Origin of the sequence: Pseudomonas sp. MN1F (assembly GCF_009391885.1) — a bacterium.
Lineage (GTDB): Bacteria > Pseudomonadota > Gammaproteobacteria > Pseudomonadales > Pseudomonadaceae > Aquipseudomonas.
Genome location: NZ_VZII01000027.1, coordinates 95,608 through 117,951 on the forward strand (window position 1 = coordinate 95,608; position 22,344 = coordinate 117,951).

At 62.4% G+C, this 22,344-nt stretch carries 22 protein-coding genes, 2 tRNA genes and 1 pseudogene; 11 read left to right on the forward strand and 14 right to left on the reverse strand.

From position 1 onward, the window contains the following. Positions 1 to 136 precede the first annotated feature (136 nt). On the forward strand, positions 137 to 2,434 hold the full coding sequence (locus F6X59_RS14855; RefSeq protein WP_372240396.1) for a TonB-dependent siderophore receptor: 2,298 nt from the start codon (positions 137 to 139) through the stop codon (positions 2,432 to 2,434). 74 nt (positions 2,435 to 2,508) lie between these two features. Here the strand turns inward: F6X59_RS14855 and F6X59_RS14860 are convergent, their stop codons facing one another. Continuing rightward, a complete protein-coding gene (locus F6X59_RS14860; RefSeq protein WP_152956860.1) occupies positions 2,509 to 2,709 on the reverse strand; it encodes a hypothetical protein in 201 nt (66 codons plus the stop codon). A 313-nt stretch (positions 2,710 to 3,022) separates the two neighbouring features. Between F6X59_RS14860 and F6X59_RS14865 the strand changes: the two genes are divergently transcribed. Next, positions 3,023 to 3,241 carry a DUF4160 domain-containing protein gene (locus F6X59_RS14865; protein WP_152956861.1) on the forward strand — a complete coding sequence of 73 codons (219 nt, stop codon included), beginning with the start codon at positions 3,023 to 3,025 and terminating at the stop codon, positions 3,239 to 3,241. Next, complete coding sequence (locus F6X59_RS14870; RefSeq protein WP_152956862.1) at positions 3,229 to 3,681, forward strand: DUF2442 domain-containing protein; 453 nt, start codon at positions 3,229 to 3,231, stop codon at positions 3,679 to 3,681. Before F6X59_RS14865 ends, F6X59_RS14870 begins: the two co-directional genes overlap by 13 nt. Before the next feature lie 68 nt (positions 3,682 to 3,749). On the opposite strand, the gene F6X59_RS14875 is transcribed toward F6X59_RS14870, so the two are convergent. Next, positions 3,750 to 3,825 (reverse strand) — tRNA-Thr (locus tag F6X59_RS14875). A 97-nt stretch (positions 3,826 to 3,922) separates the two neighbouring features. Beyond that, on the reverse strand, positions 3,923 to 4,171 hold the full coding sequence (locus F6X59_RS14880) for a hypothetical protein (protein WP_346654149.1): 249 nt from the start codon (positions 4,169 to 4,171) through the stop codon (positions 3,923 to 3,925). 600 nt (positions 4,172 to 4,771) lie between these two features. Here F6X59_RS14880 and F6X59_RS14885 point away from each other — a divergent pair. Continuing rightward, a pseudogene (locus F6X59_RS14885) lies at positions 4,772 to 5,044 on the forward strand (DUF3077 domain-containing protein). A gap of 258 nt (positions 5,045 to 5,302) precedes the next feature. On the opposite strand, the gene F6X59_RS14890 reads toward F6X59_RS14885, so the two are convergent. The 5 genes from F6X59_RS14890 to F6X59_RS14910 form a co-directional block, all read right to left on the reverse strand. After that, positions 5,303 to 6,508: a methyltransferase gene (locus F6X59_RS14890; RefSeq protein ID WP_152956863.1), complete on the reverse strand. Its 1,206-nt coding sequence runs from the start codon at positions 6,506 to 6,508 to the stop codon at positions 5,303 to 5,305. Between the two features lie 114 nt (positions 6,509 to 6,622). Continuing rightward, positions 6,623 to 7,312: an ABC transporter permease gene (locus F6X59_RS14895; RefSeq protein WP_054886716.1), complete on the reverse strand. Its 690-nt coding sequence runs from the start codon at positions 7,310 to 7,312 to the stop codon at positions 6,623 to 6,625. Next, positions 7,312 to 8,004 (reverse strand): ABC transporter permease, encoded by a 693-nt coding sequence (locus tag F6X59_RS14900; protein ID WP_152956864.1) that lies wholly within the window; start codon positions 8,002 to 8,004, stop codon positions 7,312 to 7,314. The genes F6X59_RS14895 and F6X59_RS14900 overlap by 1 nt, the downstream gene beginning before the upstream one ends. Positions 8,005 to 8,058: 54 nt before the next feature. Then, the gene (locus F6X59_RS14905) at positions 8,059 to 8,811 is read right to left on the reverse strand and encodes an ABC transporter substrate-binding protein (protein ID WP_152956865.1); all 753 of its coding nucleotides are present in this window, start codon (positions 8,809 to 8,811) and stop codon (positions 8,059 to 8,061) included. A gap of 11 nt (positions 8,812 to 8,822) precedes the next feature. Next, a complete protein-coding gene (locus F6X59_RS14910) occupies positions 8,823 to 9,596 on the reverse strand; it encodes an ABC transporter ATP-binding protein (protein ID WP_085677911.1) in 774 nt (257 codons plus the stop codon). A gap of 633 nt (positions 9,597 to 10,229) precedes the next feature. Here F6X59_RS14910 and gabP point away from each other — a divergent pair. Then, positions 10,230 to 11,615, forward strand: coding sequence for a GABA permease (gene gabP / locus F6X59_RS14915; RefSeq protein WP_152956866.1), 1,386 nt, complete (start codon positions 10,230 to 10,232; stop codon positions 11,613 to 11,615). 72 nt (positions 11,616 to 11,687) lie between these two features. Here gabP and F6X59_RS14920 read toward each other — a convergent pair whose 3' ends face one another. The 6 genes from F6X59_RS14920 to F6X59_RS14945 all read right to left on the reverse strand — a co-directional run bounded on the left by F6X59_RS14920 (position 11,688) and on the right by F6X59_RS14945 (position 17,105). After that, positions 11,688 to 12,131, reverse strand: coding sequence for a hypothetical protein (locus F6X59_RS14920; RefSeq protein ID WP_110639159.1), 444 nt, complete (start codon positions 12,129 to 12,131; stop codon positions 11,688 to 11,690). Positions 12,132 to 12,191: 60 nt separating this feature from the next. Further along, positions 12,192 to 13,181: a polyphosphate kinase 2 gene (gene ppk2 / locus F6X59_RS14925; protein ID WP_152956867.1), complete on the reverse strand. Its 990-nt coding sequence runs from the start codon at positions 13,179 to 13,181 to the stop codon at positions 12,192 to 12,194. A gap of 187 nt (positions 13,182 to 13,368) precedes the next feature. Continuing rightward, positions 13,369 to 13,444, reverse strand: a tRNA-Phe gene (locus F6X59_RS14930). A 90-nt stretch (positions 13,445 to 13,534) separates the two neighbouring features. Beyond that, positions 13,535 to 13,807 carry an oxidative damage protection protein gene (locus tag F6X59_RS14935; protein ID WP_027917574.1) on the reverse strand — a complete coding sequence of 91 codons (273 nt, stop codon included), beginning with the start codon at positions 13,805 to 13,807 and terminating at the stop codon, positions 13,535 to 13,537. Continuing rightward, entirely contained in the window at positions 13,804 to 14,871 is a 1,068-nt protein-coding gene (gene mutY, locus F6X59_RS14940; RefSeq protein WP_152956868.1) for an A/G-specific adenine glycosylase, read from the reverse strand. Before mutY ends, F6X59_RS14935 begins: the two co-directional genes overlap by 4 nt. Further along, positions 14,868 to 17,105, reverse strand: a complete 2,238-nt coding sequence (locus F6X59_RS14945) for an AsmA family protein (RefSeq protein ID WP_152956869.1) — start codon at positions 17,103 to 17,105, stop codon at positions 14,868 to 14,870. Before F6X59_RS14945 ends, mutY begins: the two co-directional genes overlap by 4 nt. A 366-nt stretch (positions 17,106 to 17,471) precedes the next feature. Here F6X59_RS14945 and F6X59_RS14950 point away from each other — a divergent pair, with 366 nt between their 5' ends. From F6X59_RS14950 to hisF, 6 genes are all read left to right on the forward strand, one after another. Next, entirely contained in the window at positions 17,472 to 19,133 is a 1,662-nt protein-coding gene (locus F6X59_RS14950) for an OFA family MFS transporter (RefSeq protein WP_152956870.1), read from the forward strand. Between the two features lie 170 nt (positions 19,134 to 19,303). After that, positions 19,304 to 19,897: an imidazoleglycerol-phosphate dehydratase HisB gene (gene hisB, locus F6X59_RS14955; RefSeq protein ID WP_027917570.1), complete on the forward strand. Its 594-nt coding sequence runs from the start codon at positions 19,304 to 19,306 to the stop codon at positions 19,895 to 19,897. Then, positions 19,898 to 20,536 (forward strand): imidazole glycerol phosphate synthase subunit HisH, encoded by a 639-nt coding sequence (gene hisH, locus F6X59_RS14960; RefSeq protein WP_060512243.1) that lies wholly within the window; start codon positions 19,898 to 19,900, stop codon positions 20,534 to 20,536. Further along, a complete protein-coding gene (locus F6X59_RS14965) occupies positions 20,537 to 20,797 on the forward strand; it encodes a DUF2164 domain-containing protein (protein WP_060512242.1) in 261 nt (86 codons plus the stop codon). Positions 20,798 to 20,824: 27 nt separating this feature from the next. Next, positions 20,825 to 21,562: a 1-(5-phosphoribosyl)-5-[(5-phosphoribosylamino)methylideneamino]imidazole-4-carboxamide isomerase gene (hisA, locus tag F6X59_RS14970; RefSeq protein WP_003255731.1), complete on the forward strand. Its 738-nt coding sequence runs from the start codon at positions 20,825 to 20,827 to the stop codon at positions 21,560 to 21,562. 10 nt (positions 21,563 to 21,572) lie between these two features. Next, on the forward strand, positions 21,573 to 22,343 hold the full coding sequence (gene hisF, locus F6X59_RS14975; protein WP_011536177.1) for an imidazole glycerol phosphate synthase subunit HisF: 771 nt from the start codon (positions 21,573 to 21,575) through the stop codon (positions 22,341 to 22,343). The last annotated feature ends 1 nt before the right edge of the window (position 22,344 follow it).

The following is a 22,344-nucleotide window of genomic DNA, read 5'->3' on the forward strand; positions in this document are numbered from 1 at the left end:
GGAAAACACCTGTTCGGGAGGGCCGGCAGCGCTCGTTACGTTCTATTACATCCCCGTACAAGCCGGGTATGGAGCCCAAAGGGCGGATCCCTAGAATCGTAACAAAAAATCATCTGCAAATACGAAGACTTCCCAAATGAATCCCAAGATCGCCATGAACGACTTCACTGCTGTTGTCCGGGGTAGTAGCCGCCAGCACCCGCTTGCCTTCTTCGTTGCCGTCGCCATCAGTGGCAGCGCCTTGGCTGCCGAAAGCCAGCCCCTGGAGCTGGAAGCCACACAGATCGAGGACAGTGCGCTGGTGTCCGCAGATGACACCGGCCAGCTCGGCTACACGGTAGAAAGCACCCGCAGCTCCACCGGCCTGAAGCTTACGCCCCGGCAGACGCCGCAGTCGGTCACCACCATCACCCGGCAGCAGATGGACGACCGCGATGTGCACTCCATCGAACAGGCGCTGGACACCACGCCAGGCGTGAGTGCCACCAAGTCCGAAGTGGGTGGGCGCACCGACTTCCGTGCCCGTGGCTACTCGATCAGCAACTGGAAGGTTGACGGCCTGCAATTTCAGGGCGGTTCCGACTTCAGCGGTGGCGGCAACGCGCTGAACATGGACCTGTACGAGCGCATCGACATCGTCCGCGGCGCCAACGGCCTGCTCGGCGGCACTGGCGACCCGTCGGCCACCGTCAACCTGATCCGCAAGGCACCGACCCGGACCTTTGGCGGCAGCGCCTACGCTACCTACGGCAGCTGGGACAAACGCCGCCTGGGCGCCGACCTCAACCTGCCGCTGTCCGAAGACGGCCGCCTGCGTTCGCGCTTGGTGATGACCCAGGGCGATTCCAACTCGTTCCGCGACAACCAGTCCGAACGCTCGCGTGCGGCCCTGGCCAACTTCGCGTTCGACATCGACGATGCCACCACGATTGGCGCCGGTTACCAGTACGAATACAACAAGGTGGTTGGCGGCGGCTGGGGCGCCAATATCCCCATCTGGTACAAGGACGGCAGCAAGACCGACCTGCCGCGCAGCACCAACGTGGTGCCGAGCTGGAGCTTTGGCGAGTACACCACCCGCACCGCCTTCGGTTCGTTGGAGCACCGCTTCGACAACGACTGGACCCTGGACCTGAAGGCCGCCCAGAGCACTGCCGAAGTGCTCAACCACCGTGGCCTGGCCAAGGTCAACTCGGCTGGCCGTGGCAGCTACGGCGGTTACTGGGACCAGGATGGCAGCGGCGCCGTGCTCAACGGCCTGCACAGCTCCAGCGACACCACCCAACAGTCGGCGCAGATCGACCTGTCCGGCCCGTTCCAGCTGTTCGGCCGTACCCACCAGGCGATGGTCGGCTACAACGACAGCCGCACCGTGGCCTGGTCGCCGCAGTACACCTGCACCATTGTCGGCAATGACCGCATCAGTGCGCCTTCGGCAGGCTGCCAGTTCCGCGCCAACAACGGTTTCCCGGTCACGGACTGGCACGACGGGGTGGACAGCGACTACGACATGATCGCCTCGCGCACCGGCTTGCACACCAAGACCACCACGCGCCTGCAGGGCATGTACGCGGCCACCCGCCTGAGCATCACCGACCCGTTGTCGGTCATCGTCGGCGTGCGCACCACCGATTATTCGGCAACCACCAACAGTGTCGCCGGCGTGCGCAGCAACCAGCAGAACAACGGCATCGTCACCCCGTACCTGGGCGCGGTGTACGACCTTAACGACACCTACTCGCTGTACGCCAGCTACACCGACATCTTCAACCCGCAGACGGCCGAGACTGAAAGCGGTACCAAGGTCGAGCCGATTCGCGGCCAGAGCTACGAGACCGGCATCAAGGGCGAATGGCTGGACGGTCGCCTGAACGCCTCGGCGGCGTATTTCCGCACCAAGCAGCAAAACAAGGCGGTGCTCGACGACGGCCTGACCACGCCGACCGGTGGTGATGCTTACAAGGCCGGCACGGGCCAGGAAACTGACGGTATCGACCTGGAAATTGCAGGTGCGCTGACGCCGAACTGGAACGTCTATGCCGGCTACACCTACCTGCACTTGCGCCGCGTCGACAGCGACGGGCGCAGTGACCCGTCGCACCTGTTCAAGGCCTCGACCACCTATCGGCTGTCTGGCCCGCTGGACCGCCTGACCCTGGGTGCGGGAGTAAAGGCGCAGACCAACATCCGCGCGATTTCCAGCCCGGCTGGGCAGCCGGTGAATGGCGTGAGTGCGGGCGCGACTGATGTGAACTGGTCCGGTTATGCGATCTGGAATGCCATGGCCAAGTACCAGCTCACGGATGACACCACGGTGAGCCTCAATGTCGACAACCTGTTCGACAAGCACTACTACACCCAGTACGGGTTCTATGCCGGGGCGATCTACGGTGACCCGCGCAACATGTCGCTGAGCGTCAGCACTGCGTTCTGATCAATGGGGGCCGCAAAGCGGCCCCTTTTGCCAGGGCAGGGGATACCCAGCAGGCTATGAACAAGCAGCGGGGGCTATAGCACAGCCTCGTCATCTGGCATGTCATCGGTAACCATTACTCGCACATGCGCGCCGCATGGGTCTTCCATGCGTAAGCCGAAGTAACGGGAGTCGTTGGCATCCCAGAATGCCTCGACCTGCGCCATGGAGGCATTGGCAAGCAGCACTTCAGCGTTGTGCTCCAGGATGATCGAGTAACGGATTTCGGCATTCATTACAGAGGCGCTCGCAATGGCGGATTGAATAAGCGGATAGGGGGTAGGTCGCGATGCCATTATGCCCACCTGCGGATTATCGATCTTCGCCGCTCGTCGCACGGCGCAGTCCATCATCGGCAAGCCCGCTGCGCTCTCAAGGCTTGCGCATCCCTTGTGGGAACCGCGCTGGTCGTGGCGACGAACCAAAGCGATGGGTCGCAAAGCGGCCCCCAAGCTCAAATCAAAGTGTGTGCCGCCGGGTGGACACAGAGTATTCAAGGCTACCTAGCCGTTTCTTGATGTATCGCCAAATTGGCGATACGGTCGAGCCATGTCTACCAAATACCGATTTCGCGAAAAGTATCGTATTGAGCTAAGGGAAAGGGATCATCTGCCCCCTCATGTGCACCTCACGGGAGGTGGGGTCGATGTGGTGATCAGTCTGGAAACTGTGACTGTTACGCAGGGCAGAGCGCCTGCCAAAGTGATGCAAGAGGCCGCGGCCAATCAGGCCGATCTTCTGAAGGAGTGGATGAAATGGCATCGATGAAACGTCCCCGCTTGCGAGCGGTTCAGCCTCGCTCGGGCGCCTGCCTCGAACTGACCTTTACCAATGGTCAACAGTTCATCCTGGATATGAGCGACGCTTTGAGGGCTTATCCGGGATTGGCACCACTGGTTGAGCGTAAAGCGTTTGACGGTGTCACGTTGGGCGATGGGGGGTGGTCTGTGGAGTGGCCGGAGCTGGATATTCAGATTGGTGCCGACACGCTATTACTGGACGCGCTCGCCCAGACTGCCCCTGATGAGAACACCCGAATCTTCATTCGCTGGCGTCTACGACACAGGATGACGCTCGACCAGGCAGCCGAAGCGCTTGGGGTGAGTGCTCGCAGCATCAGCCGCTATAGCAGTGGACGTGAAGCGGTGCCGCGTACGTTAGCGCTGGCTTGTTTAGGGTGGGAGATGTTGGAGCAGAAAGCTGCCTGATAGGAAGTCGTTTCAAGCTGAAAACAAAAAAGGCCCACCTTTCGGTGAGCCTTTTTTGATACTGCGTATGGTGCCGGCACCAGGAATCGAACCCGGGACCTACTGATTACAAGTCAGTTGCTCTACCATCTGAGCTATACCGGCAATGGGGCGTCATTATAACGATCGGTTGGCGCCTGTAAACCACTTCCTTGCGAAAGCGTGAAAATAGGCTAAGTCACCGGCCCAAAAGGATATTTTCTTACCAGCCGCGATGGATGGTGTTGACGCTCGGCTCGTTCTTTCCAGGGTTGAAGAACAGCTTGTCGTTGTCGCAGCCACGCTTGCGGCAGGGGCTGTCGACGCGCAGGGGGAGGCCGTTGTCGCCGCCCAGCTGCATGCCGGGGGTGTTCCAGTCCAGGTTGCTCGCAGGGTGTGGGGCAGGGCTGTTGGCGCAGGCGCCCAGGGTCAGGGTGAAAGCCAGCAGGGCAAGGGATTTGGCTTGGGTCACGATGGTTTAGTCCGTTAGTCCATTGTCGATTCTGGCGCAACGCCAGACGGTCGCAGGGCTGGCGGGCAGCGTGCGACGTTGCTTTTTAATGATTTGGGGGGCGGATGATACACCGTCGGGCCTCTTCGCGGGTGAACCCGTTTCTACAGGGACCGTGGTGATTTTGTGAGGGAATTCTGAACTTGAGATCCAATGCTTCAGGATTGGGGGGTTGGGAATTATCCTACGCGGCTAGTCGACCCTTCTCTGTTGGCGGGGAAGTGGCCCAGGGATAACGTTCCTGGGTTGCCAATTCCTGGTGACCGGGTGTGAGAAACCCGACAAGGAGCTATTTCGGCTAGTCAGTTATGGCGGTCGTACGCGGGCAGACTTCGGTCTGGCCGAGCTTTGTAGCTCCCTCGGTTTTCTCACCCCGTGTACGACTGCCACCTGAACCCGTGAGAAAGGTCCATGTGGTGGTTCTATTCAAGGAGCTGCTGTCATGAAAAAATCGTACTTGATCCACCCTATGTATTAATCCAACCCCCTTTGCGGCCGACTCGGCATTGACCCTGTTCCAGCATGCGGTAGCGAGCGTGCGCGATGAAGAGGGGCAGGCGCATGAGTGATGCCGCTAATACCATCGTCACGGCAGGTGTAGAGACCTTCCTGGAAGCAGGAAACCCGACTGTGGACCTGCTACGCGTGCAACCGGGTATCCCGATCGACCATGCCTAGGAGCATGTGTCGGTGTTGCTCGGCTATATCAAGCACCTTGTGCGCGAGGGGGATATGGAAGATGACCATAAGCTGTTGGGCGCTGCCGACTATCTGCTGGCCCTGGCCAAGGCGCTGATGAACGATATCGAGATTGCCAAGAACAAGGTGCATTGATTCGGCGGCCCTTTCGCGTGCAAGCCCGCCTCCACAAAGGGGGCCATTTGCCTAATCGAAAATTTGTTTATGCACAAGAGGCATTGCCGCCTTGCGCGAAAGGCATGCCGCTTCTCGATACCGCCGGTCTTTGCGCAAATACCTGTTTTTACTGGGCTTGAGGCCCATGCTGGAATAAGCCAATCGCTTGAAATAGCGCTTGGCTCCATCCACTCATCAAAAGCTTGTTCACAGAGTTATCCACAGGTTGTGCTGCGGCTAACGGTCACGTTCGGCGATCAGCAACAGGTTGCGTGGCGTGAGCGGGTAATCGCAGAAAGTGCCCACGCGAACGAGGTAGCCCTGTTCTTCGAGGAACAGGGCGCGGTCGAGCACCAGCCATAGCTCCAGTGGGCGGCGGAACAGGTTGCGCAGGCGTTCGAGGTTGCGTACCTCGGCCAGGCGCTGCCAGCCGGCGGCCTCCAGCGCAGCCCAGTCCGGGTTGCCGCTCAGCTCGACCTGGCGCAGGTCGGCCAACTCACGGCAGTACTGCTCGAAAGGCTTGTCCAGCCAGGCGACAGGCAGGGAAGGGGTGGACAGGTATTCGTCGCATTGGCGCTGTTCACGCTGCAGCAGGTCGAAGCCCAGGCGGCGGGCCATGGAGCAATCGCGCTGATGGCGCACACGGGCGCTGGCGGTGACGGCTTCGTTCAGCGGCAAGCCCAGGTCGATCAAGCTCAACTGCAGTGGCGAGTTCTGCGCGGCTGTGGATAACGGCTGATAGTGCTCGCCCGGGATGCGGTTGTAGCAGCAAGGGGCCACGGCCAGGTGGCGGCAGCCTTGCTGGCTGGCCTGGCGCAGCAGGTGCATGTGCAGTTCGCCGCAGGCATGCAGGGCGACCACGCTTTTCTCGTGGTTCAGGTGCTGGGTGCTGCCGGCAGCCATCACGTCCTGCTGGACGTGGGTCGCGGGCAGGTGATGGTGATCGCTCAGGGCCTGGCCGGCGGCGACCAGCTCAGGGTTGTACTCCAGGCAGGTCAGCTGCTGGCCGGGTTGCAGCAGGCGGCGGCCGAGGTGGCCTTTGCCGGAGCACCAGTCGAGCCAGTGGCGAGTGTGTTCGCGAAAGCCCAGGCGGCGGCTGAAGGCTTCGATCTGCTGCCATTTGCGGCCGGGCACGGCGACATCAAGGCGGTGGCCAGCGGCGGGCAGGCCGGTATCGGGGAGCTCGCCCAGGGCTGACAGTTGCCCGGCTTGTGCGGCCAGTTGCGGGAACGGGGCCGGCAGGCCGTGCGGGTTGATGTCGGCGTCGGCGTCGGCCAGTGAGCATTGGCGCAGGTGGGCGGCGAGTTCGGGGTATTTGCCTTCCCAGTCCAGGTGTAGGGCAGTGAAGGGGCGGGGTTTCCACAGCGGTTGGTGCTCGGTCAGGAACTGGTCGAGGGCCAGGAAGCGGTTGCTCAGGTGGTGGCTGTAGAGGTAGGTGGACATGGGTAGGGTTTGAGATGTGTGGTGTTTTTCAAAGCCCTATCGCGGGTAAACCCGCTCCTACAGGGGTACGTATCCTGTAGGGGCGGGTTTACCGGCGAAGACGGCAGTGAAGGTTTAACGGCCCTGGCAGGCGTCCACGCGCAACCAGCGCTCCAGCAGCTTGAAGCCTTGCACCAGCACGAACGAGATTACCAGGTAGAACACCCCGGCAGCGAAGAAGATCTCCACCGGCAGGTAGGTCCGGGCAATGATGGTACGGGCCATGCCGGTCAGTTCCAGCAGGGTCACGGTACTGGCCAGGGCGCTGGCCTTGAGCATCAGGATCACTTCGTTGCTGTACGCCGGCAGGCCGATGCGCGAGGCGCGCGGCAGCATGATGTAGAACAGCGTCTTGCCCCGCGACATGCCCAGCGCCCGTGCCGCCTCGATCTCACCCTTGGGGATCGACTGCAGCGCACCGCGCAGGATCTCGGCAATGTAGGCGGCGGTGTGCAGGGTCATGGTCAGCACCGTGCACCAGAACGGATCGCGCAGGTACGGCCACAGCGAGCTGGAACGCACTGCGTCGAACTGCGCCAGGCCGTAGTAGACCAGGAACAGCTGCACCAGCAGTGGCGTGCCACGGAAGAAGAAGATGTAGCTGAACGGCACGGCGCGCACGTACCAGTGGCGCGAGGAGCGGGCGATGCCCAGCGGGATGGCCAGGATCAACCCGGCAACCACGGCGATGGCCACCAGCTCCAGGGTCAGGGTCGCGCCCTGGGCCAGGCGCGGCAGCCACTTGATGATGACTTCCCAATTCATTATTCAGCCCTCGCAAAGCCGCGAGCGGCGCGTTTTTCCATGAAGTGCATGCCGGTCATGGCGACGATGGTCAGGCTCAGGTAGATGCAGGCGGCAACCATGTAGAAGGTGAACGGCTCTTTGGTCACGGTCACGCCGATCTGCGCGTGACGCATGATTTCTTCCAGGCCGATCACCGACACCAGCGCGGTGTCCTTCATCAGGATCATGAACAAGTTGCCCAGGCCCGGCAGGGCAATGCGCCACATCTGCGGCAGGATGATCCGCGACAGGATGCGGCCCTTGGACAAGCCCAGTGCCAGGCCGGCCTCACGGTGGCCCTTGGGGATTGCCAGGATCGCGCCGCGGAACACTTCAGTGGCGTAGGCGCCGAAGCACAGGCCCAAGGCGATGACACCCGCGGCAAAGGCGCTGAGCTCAAGGCCGGGCATGTTCAGGGCTTCGCCGAGGCTGCTCATCAGGCCGACGGTGCCGAAGTAGATAAGCAGGACCCAGAGCAGCTCGGGCACGCCGCGTACCAGGGTCGAGTAGAAACCGCCAAGCCACTGCAGTGGCTTGACCGAAGAAGTCTTGGCCAGGGCGCCGAGCAGGCCCAGCACCAGGCCTAGCAGCAGGGCGCAGAGCGCCAGTTTTACGGTCATCAGGGTGCCGGCCATCATGGCCGGACCGAATCCGTGCAGGTCGATATTCATGGGCAGGTCATTTTAGGGACTTGCGCGCCCCGTGGGCGCGCAGGTCGGGGCGGATCATTCGATGCTGAATGGGAAGTACTTGTCGTTGATCTTCTTGTACGTACCGTCAGCCTTGATTTCTGCCAGGGCGGCGTTCAGCTTTTCGCGCAGCGGGTCGCCCTTGCGCACGGCGATGCCGATCTTGTCGCTGTCGACCACAGGCTCGCCCTTGAACTCGAAGTTCATGCCGTCCTTGCTCTTGAGCCACTCGTACTGCACGTACTTGTCGGCCAGGATGCCGTCGATGCGGCCGGAGACCAGGTCCAGGTAGGCGTTCTCCTGGGTGTCGTACAGTTTGATCTCTACGTCGTTGCCGTAGTTGTCTTCCAGCCAGGTGCCGGCCAGGGTGGCGCGCTGGGTGCCGATCACCTTGCCCTTGAGCGAAGCCTTGTCGGTCTTGAAGTCGACATTTTTCGGCGCGATGAACTGCAGCTTGTTGGAGTAGTACGGGTCGGTGAAGTCGACGGCCTGCTTGCGCTCGTCGGTGATCGACAGCGACGACACCAGGAAGTCGAACTTCTTGGCGTTCAGGGCCGGTATGATGCCGTCCCAGTCGGAGGTGACCACCGAGCACTCGACCTTCATCTTGGCGCACAGGGCGTCGCCGATGTCCTTGTCGAAGCCGACGACGTTACCGCTGGCATCCTTGTTGTTGAACGGTGGGTAGGCGGCTTCGATACCCATGCGCAGTTTTTCCGCGGCCATGGCGTTTGCCGACATCACCAGCGTGGCAGCAGCTGCCAGGAGGAACTTCTTGTAAGTGTGCATGTATTGCTCCGTTAGCGGTGGCTGGACATGAATTGCTTGCAACGCGCCGAGGTCGGGTTCTCGAAGACCTGCTGCGGCGATCCTTGCTCTTCAACCAGGCCCTGGTGCAGGAAGACGACTTCACTGGACACCTGGCGGGCAAAGTTCATCTCGTGCGTCACCAGCAGCATGGTACGGCCTTCTTCGGCCAGTGCGCGGATAACGTTAAGCACTTCCTGGACCATTTCCGGATCGAGCGCCGAGGTCGGCTCGTCGAACAGGATGACCTTGGGCTTCATGGCCAGGGTGCGGGCGATGGCAGCACGTTGCTGCTGGCCACCGGAAAGCTGGGCGGGGTAGCTGTGGCGCTTGTCGTAGATGCCGACCTTATTCAGCAGCGCTTCGGCGGCTTCGATGGCCTCGGCCTTGCTCTGGCCGAGCACGCGGCGTGGTGCCTCGATGATGTTGTCGAGGATCGACATGTGTGGCCACAGGTTGAAGTTCTGGAAGACGAAGCCGATCTCGCTGCGCAGGCGGTTGATCTGGCGGTTGTCGGCGGCGATCAGGTCGCCGTTCTTGGCGGCCTTGAGCTTTAGGCTCTCGCCAGCAACGAGGATTTCGCCCTGGTGGGGGTTTTCCAGCAGGTTGATGCAGCGCAGCAAAGTGGACTTGCCGGAGCCGGACGACCCCAGGATGGAGATCACGTCACCGTCGCGCGCGGTCAGCGAAATGCCCTTGAGAATTTCCTGCTCGCCGTAGCGTTTGTGCAGATTGCGGATTTCCAGCGCGGGCGTGGCCTGGGCCATGTGCGGTCCTCATGTGATCGGGTGCGTTCCCAGCTGTTGGCGGCCTTCCTGGCGAGCGCCACGCTAGCATAGCGGCAATATGACGGCCAACAGGGTCGCAGGGGGCTCAAGGCGTTGCCGGGGCAGTTTGTCGCATCGTTGCAGTGCAACGTCGCGCCGATGTCCGCAAAGGGTCTCGCCCAGCTCCATAGCCTTGATGAAAAAAGGCGCGATGGTGCCAGTTTTGGCCGGCACTGGGAAGCTGTTTTAGACCATTCGCGGGTCTGGCCCGCGGCTGTGGGTGCGACTTCGGCCTGTTGATCCGGGGGTGGAGGGTTGTACCCTTGGGTTGCACTTTTGTGGCTTGCGCTGGTGCAAAGGTGTTACCGGGGAGCACCTTTGGTGCGTTTGTAAGTGGGTATTTCAGTAATCCGGAAGTGGCAGGGGGATTTGGCGACCTTTCGGTCAAGGGTTGGCCGAATGGCCTGCAACCCGCGCCGTTTGAAGGTTGGGCTATCCATCTGACGAATGTACTTGGCACATGGCGCGCTTATTGCCAGTAGGAATCCGCCGATTGCAGCGACGCCTAGGTCAACCCCAGGTGCGCTCTGTTCCCGCAGTCGGAGTGGTCCACTCCTTACAAAGGTAGTTTTAATGAGCGGTAACAATTCCAATGACCTCGCTCAGGGGCTCAAACAACGGCATGTCACCATGCTGTCCATTGCTGGCGTCATCGGCGCCGGTCTGTTCGTGGGTTCCGGCCATGCCATCGCAGCTGCCGGCCCGGCCGTGCTGCTGGCCTACGCCGCCGCTGGTACCTTGGTCGTACTGGTGATGCGCATGCTTGGCGAAATGGCGATCGCCTCGCCGGATACGGGCTCGTTCTCTACTTATGCCGACCGCGCCATTGGCCGCTGGGCCGGTTTCACCATTGGCTGGTTGTACTGGTGGTTCTGGGTGCTGGTGATTCCGCTGGAAGCCAACGCCGCTGCGGCCATTCTCCACGCCTGGTTCCCGTCCGTGGACCTGTGGGCCTTCTCCCTCCTTATTACCCTGGCGCTGACCCTGACCAACCTGTGCAGCGTCAAGAACTACGGTGAGTTCGAGTTCTGGTTCGCCCTGCTCAAGGTGCTGGCGATCATCGGCTTCATCGTTGTCGGTTGCATCGCCATGTTCGGCTTTGTGCCTAGCAGCCAGGTGAGCGGCGCTGCGCACCTGTTCGATACCCAGGGCTTCATGCCTAACGGCTTGGGTGCGGTGCTGGCGGCCATGCTGACCACCATGTTCTCGTTCATGGGTACCGAAATCGTCACCATTGCGGCTGCCGAATCGAAAGACCCGGGCAAGCAGATCAGCCGTGCTACCAACTCGGTGATCTGGCGGATCTGCCTGTTCTACCTGGTGTCGATCTTCCTGGTCGTGGCCCTGGTGCCGTGGAACGACCCGGCCCTGGCCGAAGTCGGTTCCTACCAGACCGTGCTGAGCCGCATCGGCGTGCCGAACGCCAAGCTGATCGTCGACATCGTGGTACTGGTTGCCGTGACCAGCTGCCTGAACTCGGCGCTGTACACCTCGTCGCGCATGCTGTTCTCGCTGAGCAAGCGTGGCGACGCCCCGGCCATCGCCCAGCGCACCACCAAGGCGGCTACCCCGCATGTGGCTGTGCTGCTGTCGACCGCTGCCGCGTTCCTCTGCGTGTTCGCCAACTACGTGGCTCCGGCCCAGGTGTTCGAGTTCCTGCTGGCCAGCTCCGGCGCCATCGCGCTGCTGGTGTACCTGGTGATTGCCGTGTCGCAGCTGCGCATGCGCAGCCAGCGTGAAGCGCGTGGCGAGAAAATCGACTTCAAGATGTGGCTGTTCCCGGGCCTGACCTGGGCGACCATCGCCTTCATCGTCGCCGTGCTGGCAGTGATGGCGCTGCGTGAGGATCACCGTGCCGAGATCATCGCGACTGCGCTGCTGAGCATTGGTGTGGTGGCGGCGGGCTTGCTGGTGCACCGCAAGCGTGAAGCTGCCGGGCGGGTGGCGCTGGACAACTGATCCGCGCTGCTTGAAATGAAAAGGCCGCGTCCTGCACAGGACGCGGCCTTTTTTGTTGCCTGTGCGGGCCTGTCAGCCAAACTGCTTCTGCTGTTGCTGCTGCTTGGCCACCAGCTCGGAAGCGGCGATATAGGCTTCCTGGAATTCATCGCTCTCCAGCCAGGCCATGGTGGTGTCTTCATCGGCGCCGTCGAGCCAGGTACGGTAGGCGTTGAACACCAGCACGATGTAGTCGGTGGCGTGTTCTTCCTTGTGGCCCTTGAGTACCAGGGCCAGCAGCGGGTCGACCAGGAACACCGAGATCATCGCCACCAGGCCGGTTTCCTGGGCGGCCTTCATCTTGTCGAACAGCTCTTTGTAGCTGTCGGTCTCCATGGCCTTGTTGAACACCTGCTCGATGCTCGCGCTGTCACCGGCGCTGGCCTTGACCGCCTGGCCGCTGCGCACCATGCGGTTCTGCTTGGCTTTGCTGGCGGCGCGTTTGGCGCGTTTCTGTTGCTTGGTTGGGGTGGCCATGGGGTGAATCCTTGGGGTGTTCGGAAATTGCGCGTATTGAAGCGCAGCAGCCCGGGCGATTCAACTGGCGAGCGGTGTCGGCTCGTCCTCCTCGAACCCGCGCGATGCACGGCCGACCAGTAGTTCATCCGGCGCATGCGCCACGCGGTGGTCCTTGCCCGGGTAATCCAGCGAATGCAGGAAATGCCGGATGCAGTTGATCCGCGCGCGCTTCTTGTCATCCGACTTGATCACCGTCCATGGCGCATCGGCAGTATCGGTATGGAAGAACATCGCCTCCTTGGCTGCTGTGTAGTCCTCCCACTTGTCCAGCGACTTGATGTCGATGGGCGACAGCTTCCAGTGCTTGAGCGGGTCGTCCCGGCGCGAGATGAAGCGGCGCAGTTGCTCTTCACGGTTCACCGAGAACCAGTACTTGAACAGCAGGATGCCGCTGTTGCACAGCATCCGCTCCAGGTCCGGTGCCTGGCGCATGAATTCCAGGTACTGCAGCGGCGAGCAGAACTCCATCACCTTCTCGACCCCGGCGCGGTTGTACCAGGAGCGGTCGAAGAAGACCATTTCACCCGCCGTGGGCAGGTGCTGGATGTAACGCTGGAAATACCACTGCCCCAGCTCCTGCTGGGAAGGCTTCTCCAGCGCGACGATCCGTGCGCCGCGTGGGTTCAGGTGCTCCATGAAGCGCTTGATCGTGCCACCTTTGCCCGCCGCGTCACGCCCCTCGAACAGGATCACCACGCGCTGGCCGGTTTCCTTGACCCAGCTTTGTACCTTCAGCAGCTCGATCTGCAGCGCATGCTTGGCCTTTTCGTAATCCTGGCGGCGCAGGCGGGTGCGGTACGGGTAGCTGGCTGGCAGGCGCGCCGAGGTGCTGTCTTCATTACTGCCTTTCGGAGCACTGGCCACTTCAAGCGCGGCCGGGGCCTGGCTGACCTGGGTGATGGTGGGCTCGGGTTTGCGTTGGCGAGGGCGGCGCGTGCGAGGTGCGGCAGGGGCGGGGGAAGAGGATTCGCCGGGGGCGGGGAGCAGGAGGGTGGCTTCTTCGCTCATGGAGGTCCTTGCGAGGTTGGGTCGAATGTCCACCTGCAATTTTGAGACTGGGCGATAGAGGGCTTGTTGATACCGGTCAACGGCAGAGAGGGGGCAGGGCAGTAAATCCAAGACAACAAAAAACCCGCACTAGGCGGGTTTCTTGCTGTCGCTTCGGGTAACTTTGCAACCACCAGAAGCTTGAAGGTGGTGCCCAGAGACGGAGTCGAACCGCCGACACGAGGATTTTCAATCCTCTGCTCTACCGACTGAGCTATCTGGGCGACGAGGTGAATTAAATAGATTTTCTGACGGCCCGTCAACGACTTTTTGAAAAAATTTTAAATTAATTCCGTCGCTTACGATTCGTGGGGTCATTCAGAGGGTGGAACGTAGCCTTCCGCCTGGGCGTATTCCTCGCCAGCGAAAAACTTGTCCATCTCGCCCTGGAGGAACTTGCGGTCCTCGCCGTTCATCATGTTCAGGCGCTTTTCGTTGATCAGCATGGTCTGGTGTTTTTTCCAGTCTTCCCAGGCTTTCTCCGAGATGTGGTCGAAGATGTCCTGGCCCTTGGCGCCAGGGTAGGGCGGACGAGCCAGGCCTGGGAGTTCTTCTTTGTACTTGCGGCACATCACGGTGCGGGTCATCGGGCTTCTCCTGCAATCAGTTCGTCGGCCGCGCGTTTGAGCAGCTTCTTGACCGGGGCGGCGAGGCCCAGGCGCGGCGGGGTGGCGAGGTTATACCAGAGCCAGTCGGCATCGGCCACGTGCTGGCCGACCGGGTCGACACGTACCAGCCAGGGCTCGATCGCCAGCTGGAAGTGGCTGAAGGTATGGGTCAGGCCGTCCAGTGCGCGGCTTTCGGCCAGGCGCAGGCCATGCTGGTAGGCGAGGTCGTCGAGCTGGGCGATGTCGTCCAGCTCCGGCAGGCTCCACAAGCCGCCCCACAGGCCGCTGGATGGGCGCCGGTAAAGCAGGATGGCGCCTTCGTGGTTGGCCAGCAGCGGCATCAGCGTGCGCCGTTGTGGCAGTGCCTTACGTGGCTTGGGCTCGGGGTAGCGGGTTTCTTCGCCGTGCAAGTGCGCTTCGCAGCCGCGCTGCAACGGGCAGATCAGGCAGCTGGGCTTGCTGCGCGTACACAGCGTCGCGCCCATGTCCATCATCGCCTGGGTGTAGTGGTTGGCGCGCTGCTGCGGAGTAAAGCGCTCGGCCGTGGCCCACAGCTGGTTGGCCACCTTCGGCTCGCCGGGGTAGCCGGCCTGGGCGGTGTAGCGGGCCAGCACGCGCTTGACGTTGCCATCGAGAATCGGTGCACGGATGCCCATGCTGATGCTGGCGATGGCACCAGCCGTGGAGCGGCCGATGCCGGGCAGCTCGGTGAGCTGCTCGACGCTGCGCGGGAATTCGCCACCATGCTGCTCGACGACGATCTTCGCCGCCTTCTGCAGGTTGCGTGCGCGGGTGTAGTAGCCAAGGCCAGTCCACAGGTGCAGCACTTCGTCCTCCGGCGCTGCAGCCAGGGCCTGCACGGTTGGCAGGGCCTGCATGAAGCGGTCGAAGTAGTTGAGCACGGTGCTGACCTGGGTCTGCTGCAGCATGATTTCCGACACCCACACGCGGTATGGGTTGATGCCCTGTTGCCAGGGCAGGTCGTGGCGACCGTGCTGGTCGTACCAGTCCAGCACGGCGCTGGAGAACTGCGTGGGGGTCATCGCTTGAACAGCCCCTTGAGCGCGTCTTTCAGTTCTGGGTTCACTTTGTCTCCGAGCTTTTCATCGATCTTGTCTTGCAGGCGGTTGCCAGCCAGTTTGGCCGCGACCTTGCCCAGGCCGTCCTGGTCCAGGCGGCAGGCCTTGGCACCGAGCTCCAGCGGGCCACGGCAGCGCAGCGGCACTTCAACGCCCACGAAGCGTTCGTTGACCTGGCAGGCCGGGTCGGGCATGGCGCGCTGGTCACCTTCGACGATCACGCCGATGTTGTAGTCCATGCCCAGCACACGCAGGTCGAGGTCGCCATGGCCGTTGACGGTCAGGCCCGGGATTCGTGCCTTGAGGTCCGGGTTGCTGGCCACGCCGTTACGAATCACCAGGCTGCCGCGCAGTTCTTCGAACGGGGTGTCCTTACCGCGTGGCTCGCCGCTCAGTGCCTTGCGGTTGAGGGTGGCGATGGCCTGGCAGAGTTGCTGTTCGAGGTTGGCGTTGACCAGCACGCCATCGTTGATGGTGAAGTTTGCGCTGCCATTGAGGGTATCGACCAGTGCCTTCTGGCTGTTGCCGGTGGCGGTCAGATCACTGGTCAGGGTCAGCAGGCCTTTGACAGGAGGCGTCTGCTCCTTGCCTTCAGCCTTGATGAAGTGCTCGACCGGCACCCGATTGATTTTGCTGTTGATACCGAGCTGTGGCACGGCCGGGCGCACGTCGACATTGCCTTTGGCTTCGAAGGTGCCGTTGTAGAGGCCGCCACGCAGGGTCTGCAAGGTCAGCAGCCCACCCTGGCCGGTGGCCTGCAGCTGAGCGTCGCTGATCGGCAGCTTGTCCAGGGTCAGCGAGCCAAAGGCCAGGTCAGCCTGCAGGTCGAGTGCGCGCAGGCGGTCCACCGGCAGCAGCTTGTCGTCGCTCCAGGCCACCTGGGTCGGGGCGTTTGGCAGCGGTGAGCTGCCGGCACCGGCCACCGCAGTGGCTTCCTGCTGCTGGACCTCGGCCTGGCGTGCGACAGTGGCACCCTTGGCCTCTTCGCTTTTGGCCGCCATGTAGCGATCGGCGTCGAACTTGTCGCCTTTGAGCTGCAGGCGCAGGGCCTGCTTGGCGAAGTCCTCGATGGCTACGCGGCCAGTGAAGGTGGTGTCGTCCAGCTTCACGGCCAGGTCGGCCAGGCTCAGGCTGGTCGGCGTGCCTTGCAGGCGCGTGACCAGCTCCAGCTTGCCGAAGGCTGCCGGGTCGTTGGTGGCCGGCAGCGGGTGGCCGATGCCGTCAAGGAAGGTGCGCAGGTTGAACTGGGCAATAGACAGGCCGCCGCTCAGTTGCGGTGCCTTGTCCAGGTCACGCAGGTTCAGCTCACCGAGGGCGCGCAGCTGGTTGGCCGAAACTTTCAGGCCGCTCCACGAGGCCACGTTGGCGCCCATGTCGACCAGCAACTGGCCTTGGGCGCCGAAGGTGACGGTCTTGCCAGCGGTAGGTTCGCCCGAGGTTTCGCCGGTCAGGCGCAGGTCTTCGAAGTTGTAGCGCTTGAGCTTGCGATCGAAGCGCAGCTCGCCGGCAAGCTCGGTGCGGGCCTTGATCGCCGGCTGGCTGGCGCTGAGGAAGGCGCTGGCCTTGAGGGCGATATTGCTGCCCTCGTGGACCGGGCCGGTGCTCAGCTGGATGCTTTCGGCGCTGTAGCTCTGGCCGCTCTTGGCATCGTTGTAGTAAACCCGGGCGTTGTTCACGGTCAGGCTGTCGATGTCGAGCTTCACCGCGCGCTCACTGCTGCTTTCAGCAGGTTTCGCGGGTTGTTCGGCAGCTGGCTGGGCTGGCGCATTGGCAGTGCCGTCGGTTGCCGCCGGCAGCGGCTTGCCGATGTCTTCCCAGTTGCCGTGGCCGTTTTCGTCACGCGCCAGGGTCAGGTTGAGGCCCTCGACGCGCACATCGCTCATTTGCACTTCGCGGCGCAGCAATGGCAGCACGCGCACGGAGAGGCCGAGCATCTGCAGGTCAGCGAATGGTTCCTTGGGTTGGGTCAGGGTGGCGATGCTGGCTTCGTGCAACTCCAGGCCCAGCCAGGGGAACAGGCTCCAGCCGATGTCGCCATTGAGGGTCAGCTCGACATGGGCCTTGTCGCGCGCCAACTGGCGGATCTCGTCTTTGTAGTCGTTGGGATCGAAGAGGTGGGTCAGGGCGAAGCCCAGCGCCACGATGATCAGCAGCAACCCGAGAAGCCCCAGTCCCAGGATTTTGCCGAACGCTTTCATGGGCGAGTCCTTGTAGTCCGTAGTGTGAATTCCGAACGGCTGAGTATAGCGCCGCAGGGGTGGGCCCTGCGTATTCGACTAGCGATGCAGGGTATTTCCGATGTTTGCGGGATTCGACAGCGGTGGGTTTGTCAGTTCCTTCGCCGCTGGATTCTTTGAAATACCGATTCAGCCACGCAGAAAATAACGATATCAGATTGCTTTCATGTCATCTGCGAACTGGTACCCTTGTGCCGCTTTGCGGAGCGGCCGCGACCCATTGTCGCGGGCCGTTACCTACGGAAAAGGCCAGTTCGCCCTGCGTGCGAGAACAAGAGCCCGGGATGCCATCCGCCAGCACCGTCTACCTACAAAAGGATTGAATCCATGAGCAGTACCATCACGGCAGGGGGGCTGGCCAGCGCGCCGAGCTTCCTGTCGAAGGAGCGCATCATCGCCCGCCCGGGCTTCAACCGCTGGCTGGTCCCGCCAGCCGCCCTGGCCATCCACCTGTGTATCGGCATGGCCTACGGCTTTTCGGTGTTCTGGCTGCCACTGTCGCAAGCCATCGGCATCACCGCGCCTGTTGCCTGTTCGGCAGACATGGGCTTCATCGCCCGTATGTTCAGCGCCGAATGCGACTGGCCGATCTCGATGCTGAGCTGGATCTACACCCTGTTCTTCGTCTTCCTCGGCTGCTCGGCAGCGGTGCTGGGCGGCTGGCTAGAACATGCCGGCCCGCGCAAGGCCGGCCTGGTATCGGCATTGTGCTGGTGCGGCGGCATGCTGATCTCGGCGATCGGCGTGAAGACCCACCAGCTGTGGCTGATGTGGCTGGGGTCCGGAGTGATTGGCGGTATCGGCCTGGGCCTGGGCTACATCTCGCCAGTCTCGACGCTGATCAAGTGGTTCCCGGACAAACGCGGCATGGCCACCGGCATGGCGATCATGGGCTTCGGTGGTGGCGCGATGGTTGGCGCACCGCTGGCCACCGCGCTGATGGGCCATTTTGGCAACGAGCATGAAGTGGGCGTATGGCAGAGCTTCGTCGCCATGGCCGCAATCTACTTCGTGTTCATGACGGCCGGCGCCCTGGCTTACCGCGTGCCGCCGACCGGCTGGAAGCCTGAAGGCTGGACCGCACCGGCGAAAAAAGCCGGCAATGGCATGGTCACCGACCGCCATGTGCACGTCAGCGTCGCCTGGAAAACCCCGCAGTTCGCCCTGGTGTGGCTGGTGCTGTGCCTGAACGTTTCCGCCGGTATCGGCATCCTCGGCATGGCCTCGCCACTGCTGCAGGAAGTGTTCGCCGGCAAGTTGCTGGGCAACGAGCTGAGCTTCAGCGAGCTGAACGCCGCGCAACTGGCGCAGATTGCCGCCATCGCCGCCGGCTTCACCGGCCTGCTGAGCCTGTTCAACATCGGTGGCCGCTTCTTCTGGGCGTCGTTCTCCGACTACATCGGCCGCAAGAACACCTACTTCGCCTTCTTCGCCCTGGGCGTCGGCCTCTACAGCCTGGTGCCGAACATGGGCCACCTGGGCAACGTGGCGCTGTTCGTGGCGGCGTTCTGCATCATCCTGTCGATGTACGGCGGTGGCTTCTCCACCGTGCCGGCCTACCTGGCCGACCTGTTCGGTACGCAGATGGTCGGTGCCATTCATGGCCGGCTGCTGACCGCCTGGGCTGCAGCGGGCGTGCTGGGCCCGGTGCTGATCACCTACCTGCGCGAGTACCAACTGGCGGCGGGGGTAGAGCGTGCAGCCGCCTACGACATGACCCTGTACATCCTCGCCGGCCTGCTGGTGCTGGGCTTTATCTGCAACATGCTGATCCGCCCGGTGGCCGACAAGCACTTCATGACCGATGCCGAACTGGCTGCCGAGCGTGCGCTGAGCCACGACAAAGGCGCTGACGGTGCGCGTTCGCTTGAATGGCACGCCGCGCCGGGCAGCCTGCCGCTGGTGCTGCTGGCCTGGGCTGTGGTGGTCGTGCCGCTGGCCTGGGGGGTGTGGATCACCCTGCAGAAGACCGCTGTCCTGTTCCAGTGATGTAGCCGTCTGGGGGTTGCCTGGCAGCCCCCATGATGCGGTTGTATAGACCTGTAGGGCTGTCCGGCCCCGCAATTCCTTGCTTTGCCATATGTCATCCGCGTTTCAAGCGGGCGCGTTCTGGGCCTATAATGAAACCCTTTTCGCCCAATGATTTTGCGGAGCTGGTGATGGTCGAACGTAAGGCTTCCGTCGAGCGCAATACCCTGGAAACCCAGGTCAAGTGCTCGATCAACCTCGATGGCAGTGGCAAGGCCCGATTCGATATCGGTGTGCCTTTCCTTGAACACATGCTGGACCAGATTGCCCGTCATGGGCTGATCGATCTGGATATCGAGTGCAAGGGTGACCTGCATATCGACGATCACCATACCGTCGAAGACGTCGGTATCACCCTGGGCATGGCATTCGCCCAGGCCATCGGCGACAAGAAAGGCATCTTCCGCTACGGCCATGCCTACGTGCCGCTGGACGAAGCGCTGTCGCGCGTGGTCATCGACTTCTCTGGCCGCCCAGGCCTGCAGATGCATGTGCCCTACACCCGCGCCACTGTGGGGGGCTTCGATGTCGACCTGTTCCAGGAGTTCTTCCAGGGCTTCGTCAACCACGCCCTGGTGACCCTGCACATCGACAACCTGCGTGGCCACAACACCCACCACCAGATCGAAACCGTGTTCAAGGCATTCGGCCGCGCCCTGCGCATGGCCGTTACCCTCGACGAGCGCATGGCTGGGCAGATGCCGTCCACCAAAGGGTGCCTGTAAATGCAGACGGTAGCCGTAATCGACTATGGCATGGGCAACCTGCACTCGGTGGCCAAGGCGCTTGAGCACGTCGGCGCCGGCAAGGTGCTGGTCACCAGCGACGCCGCGGTAATCCGCGAGGCTGACCGCGTGGTGTTCCCCGGCGTGGGTGCGATTCGTGACTGCATGGCTGAAATCCGCCGCCTGGGCTTCGACAGCCTGGTGCGTGAAGTGAGCCAGGACCGCCCATTCCTCGGTATCTGCGTCGGCATGCAGGCGCTGCTCGACCATAGCGAAGAGAACGACGGTGTCGACTGCATCGGCCTGTTCCCTGGCCAGGTACGCTTCTTCGGCAAAGACCTGAAAGAAGACGGCGAGCACCTGAAGGTGCCGCACATGGGCTGGAACGAAGTCAGCCAGACCATCGACCACCCGCTGTGGCACGACATTTCCGACCGTGCGCGGTTCTACTTCGTGCACAGCTACTACATCAATGCCGGCAAGCCGGGCCAGGTGGTCGGCCGTGGCCACTATGGCGTCGACTTCGCCGCCGCGCTGGCCGATGGCTCGCGCTTTGCCGTGCAGTTCCACCCGGAGAAGAGCCATACCCATGGCCTGCAGTTGCTGCAGAACTTCGTCGCCTGGGACGGGCGCTGGTAAATGAGCCGTTCGAAGACCAAGGCCCCGGTCATCACCCTGGCCCCCGAAGAGGAACGCGAAGCGCTCGACACGCTCAAGCGCTTTCTCGAAGACCGCTTCGAGTTGCAGCTCGGGTCGTTCGAGGTGGCCGAGGTCCTCGAGCTGTTCAGCAAAGAAATTGCACCCCATTACTACAACAGGGCGATTGCCGATGTTCAGCTGCACCTCAAGGAGCGGTTCGAGAGCATCGAAAGCGATCTGTGGGCACTCGAAAAGCCCTGAACCCCCAAGAACAGACAGGTTCCCAAGATGCTGATTATCCCCGCTATCGATCTGAAGGACGGTGCCTGCGTGCGCCTGCGCCAGGGCCGCATGGAAGACTCCACGGTATTTTCCGACGACCCGGTGAGCATGGCTGCCAAGTGGGTCGAAGGTGGCTGCCGCCGCCTGCACCTGGTCGACCTCAACGGCGCCTTCGAAGGCCAGCCGGTCAACGGTGAAGTGGTCACCGCCATCGCCAAGCGCTACCCGAACCTGCCGATCCAGATCGGCGGCGGCATCCGCTCGCTGGAAACCATCGAGCACTACGTCAAGGCTGGCGTCAGCTACGTGATCATCGGCACCAAGGCGGTCAAGCAGCCTGAGTTCGTGGCCGAAGCGTGCAAGGCCTTCCCGGGCAAGGTCATCGTTGGCCTGGACGCAAAAGACGGCTTCGTCGCCACCGACGGCTGGGCGGAAGTGAGCTCGGTGCAGGTCATCGACCTGGCCAAGCGTTTCGAGGCCGATGGCGTCTCGGCGATCGTCTACACCGACATCGCCAAGGACGGCATGATGCAGGGCTGCAACGTGCCGTTCACCAAGGCCCTGGCCGAAGCGACGCGCATCCCGGTGATCGCCTCGGGCGGCATCCACAACCTGGGTGACATCAAGGCCCTGCTGGACGCCAAGGCTCCGGGCATCATCGGCGCCATCACCGGCCGTGCCATCTACGAAGGCACCCTCGATGTCGCCGAGGCCCAGGCCTTCTGCGACAACTACCAAGGCTGAGGACTGAACCATGGCACTGGCCAAGCGCATCATCCCTTGCCTGGACGTGGACAACGGCCGGGTGGTCAAGGGCGTCAAGTTCGAGAACATCCGTGATGCCGGCGACCCGGTGGAAATCGCCCGTCGCTACAACGAGCAGGGTGCCGACGAAATCACCTTCCTCGACATCACTGCCAGCGTCGATGGCCGCGACACCACCCTGCATACCGTCGAGCGCATGGCCAGCCAGGTGTTCATCCCGCTGACCGTGGGCGGTGGCGTGCGTACCGTGCAGGACATCCGCAACCTGCTCAACGCCGGTGCCGACAAGGTTTCGATCAACACTGCCGCGGTGTTCAACCCGGAGTTCGTCGGTGAGGCGGCGGACCGTTTCGGTTCGCAGTGCATCGTCGTCGCCATCGACGCCAAGAAGGTGTCCGGGCCGGGCGAAGCGCCGCGTTGGGAGATCTTCACCCACGGCGGGCGCAAGCCGACCGGGCTGGATGCCGTTGAATGGGCGAAGAAGATGGAAGGTCTGGGGGCTGGCGAGATCCTGCTGACCAGCATGGACCAGGACGGCATGAAAAATGGTTTCGACCTGGGGGTAACCCGTGCCATCAGCGATGCGCTGGGGATTCCGGTGATCGCTTCGGGTGGTGTGGGTAACCTGCAACACCTGGCCGACGGGATTCTGGAAGGGCATGCCAGCGCGGTGCTGGCGGCCAGTATCTTCCACTTTGGCGAGTACACCGTGCCGGAGGCCAAGGCCTACATGGCTTCGCGCGGGATCGTCGTTCGCTGAG

Coding starts and splice junctions, on each gene's coding strand:
- F6X59_RS14855 (WP_372240396.1), top strand. CDS start 137: ATGAATCCCAAGATCGCCATGAACGACTTCACTGCTGTTGTCCGGGGT.
- ppk2 (WP_152956867.1), bottom strand. CDS start 13,181: ATGAGCGAAGAAGCCACCCTCCTGCTCCCCGCCCCCGGCGAATCCTCT.
- F6X59_RS14920 (WP_110639159.1), bottom strand. CDS start 12,131: ATGGCCACCCCAACCAAGCAACAGAAACGCGCCAAACGCGCCGCCAGC.
- F6X59_RS14910 (WP_085677911.1), bottom strand. CDS start 9,596: ATGGCCCAGGCCACGCCCGCGCTGGAAATCCGCAATCTGCACAAACGC.
- hisB (WP_027917570.1), top strand. CDS start 19,304: ATGGTCGAACGTAAGGCTTCCGTCGAGCGCAATACCCTGGAAACCCAG.
- F6X59_RS14945 (WP_152956869.1), bottom strand. CDS start 17,105: ATGAAAGCGTTCGGCAAAATCCTGGGACTGGGGCTTCTCGGGTTGCTG.
- mutY (WP_152956868.1), bottom strand. CDS start 14,871: ATGACCCCCACGCAGTTCTCCAGCGCCGTGCTGGACTGGTACGACCAG.
- F6X59_RS14965 (WP_060512242.1), top strand. CDS start 20,537: ATGAGCCGTTCGAAGACCAAGGCCCCGGTCATCACCCTGGCCCCCGAA.
- hisA (WP_003255731.1), top strand. CDS start 20,825: ATGCTGATTATCCCCGCTATCGATCTGAAGGACGGTGCCTGCGTGCGC.
- F6X59_RS14870 (WP_152956862.1), top strand. CDS start 3,229: ATGGCATCGATGAAACGTCCCCGCTTGCGAGCGGTTCAGCCTCGCTCG.
- F6X59_RS14895 (WP_054886716.1), bottom strand. CDS start 7,312: ATGAATTGGGAAGTCATCATCAAGTGGCTGCCGCGCCTGGCCCAGGGC.
- F6X59_RS14900 (WP_152956864.1), bottom strand. CDS start 8,004: ATGAATATCGACCTGCACGGATTCGGTCCGGCCATGATGGCCGGCACC.
- F6X59_RS14905 (WP_152956865.1), bottom strand. CDS start 8,811: ATGCACACTTACAAGAAGTTCCTCCTGGCAGCTGCTGCCACGCTGGTG.
- hisH (WP_060512243.1), top strand. CDS start 19,898: ATGCAGACGGTAGCCGTAATCGACTATGGCATGGGCAACCTGCACTCG.
- F6X59_RS14865 (WP_152956861.1), top strand. CDS start 3,023: ATGTCTACCAAATACCGATTTCGCGAAAAGTATCGTATTGAGCTAAGG.
- F6X59_RS14950 (WP_152956870.1), top strand. CDS start 17,472: ATGAGCAGTACCATCACGGCAGGGGGGCTGGCCAGCGCGCCGAGCTTC.
- F6X59_RS14890 (WP_152956863.1), bottom strand. CDS start 6,508: ATGTCCACCTACCTCTACAGCCACCACCTGAGCAACCGCTTCCTGGCC.
- hisF (WP_011536177.1), top strand. CDS start 21,573: ATGGCACTGGCCAAGCGCATCATCCCTTGCCTGGACGTGGACAACGGC.
- F6X59_RS14935 (WP_027917574.1), bottom strand. CDS start 13,807: ATGACCCGCACCGTGATGTGCCGCAAGTACAAAGAAGAACTCCCAGGC.
- gabP (WP_152956866.1), top strand. CDS start 10,230: ATGAGCGGTAACAATTCCAATGACCTCGCTCAGGGGCTCAAACAACGG.
- F6X59_RS14860 (WP_152956860.1), bottom strand. CDS start 2,709: ATGAATGCCGAAATCCGTTACTCGATCATCCTGGAGCACAACGCTGAA.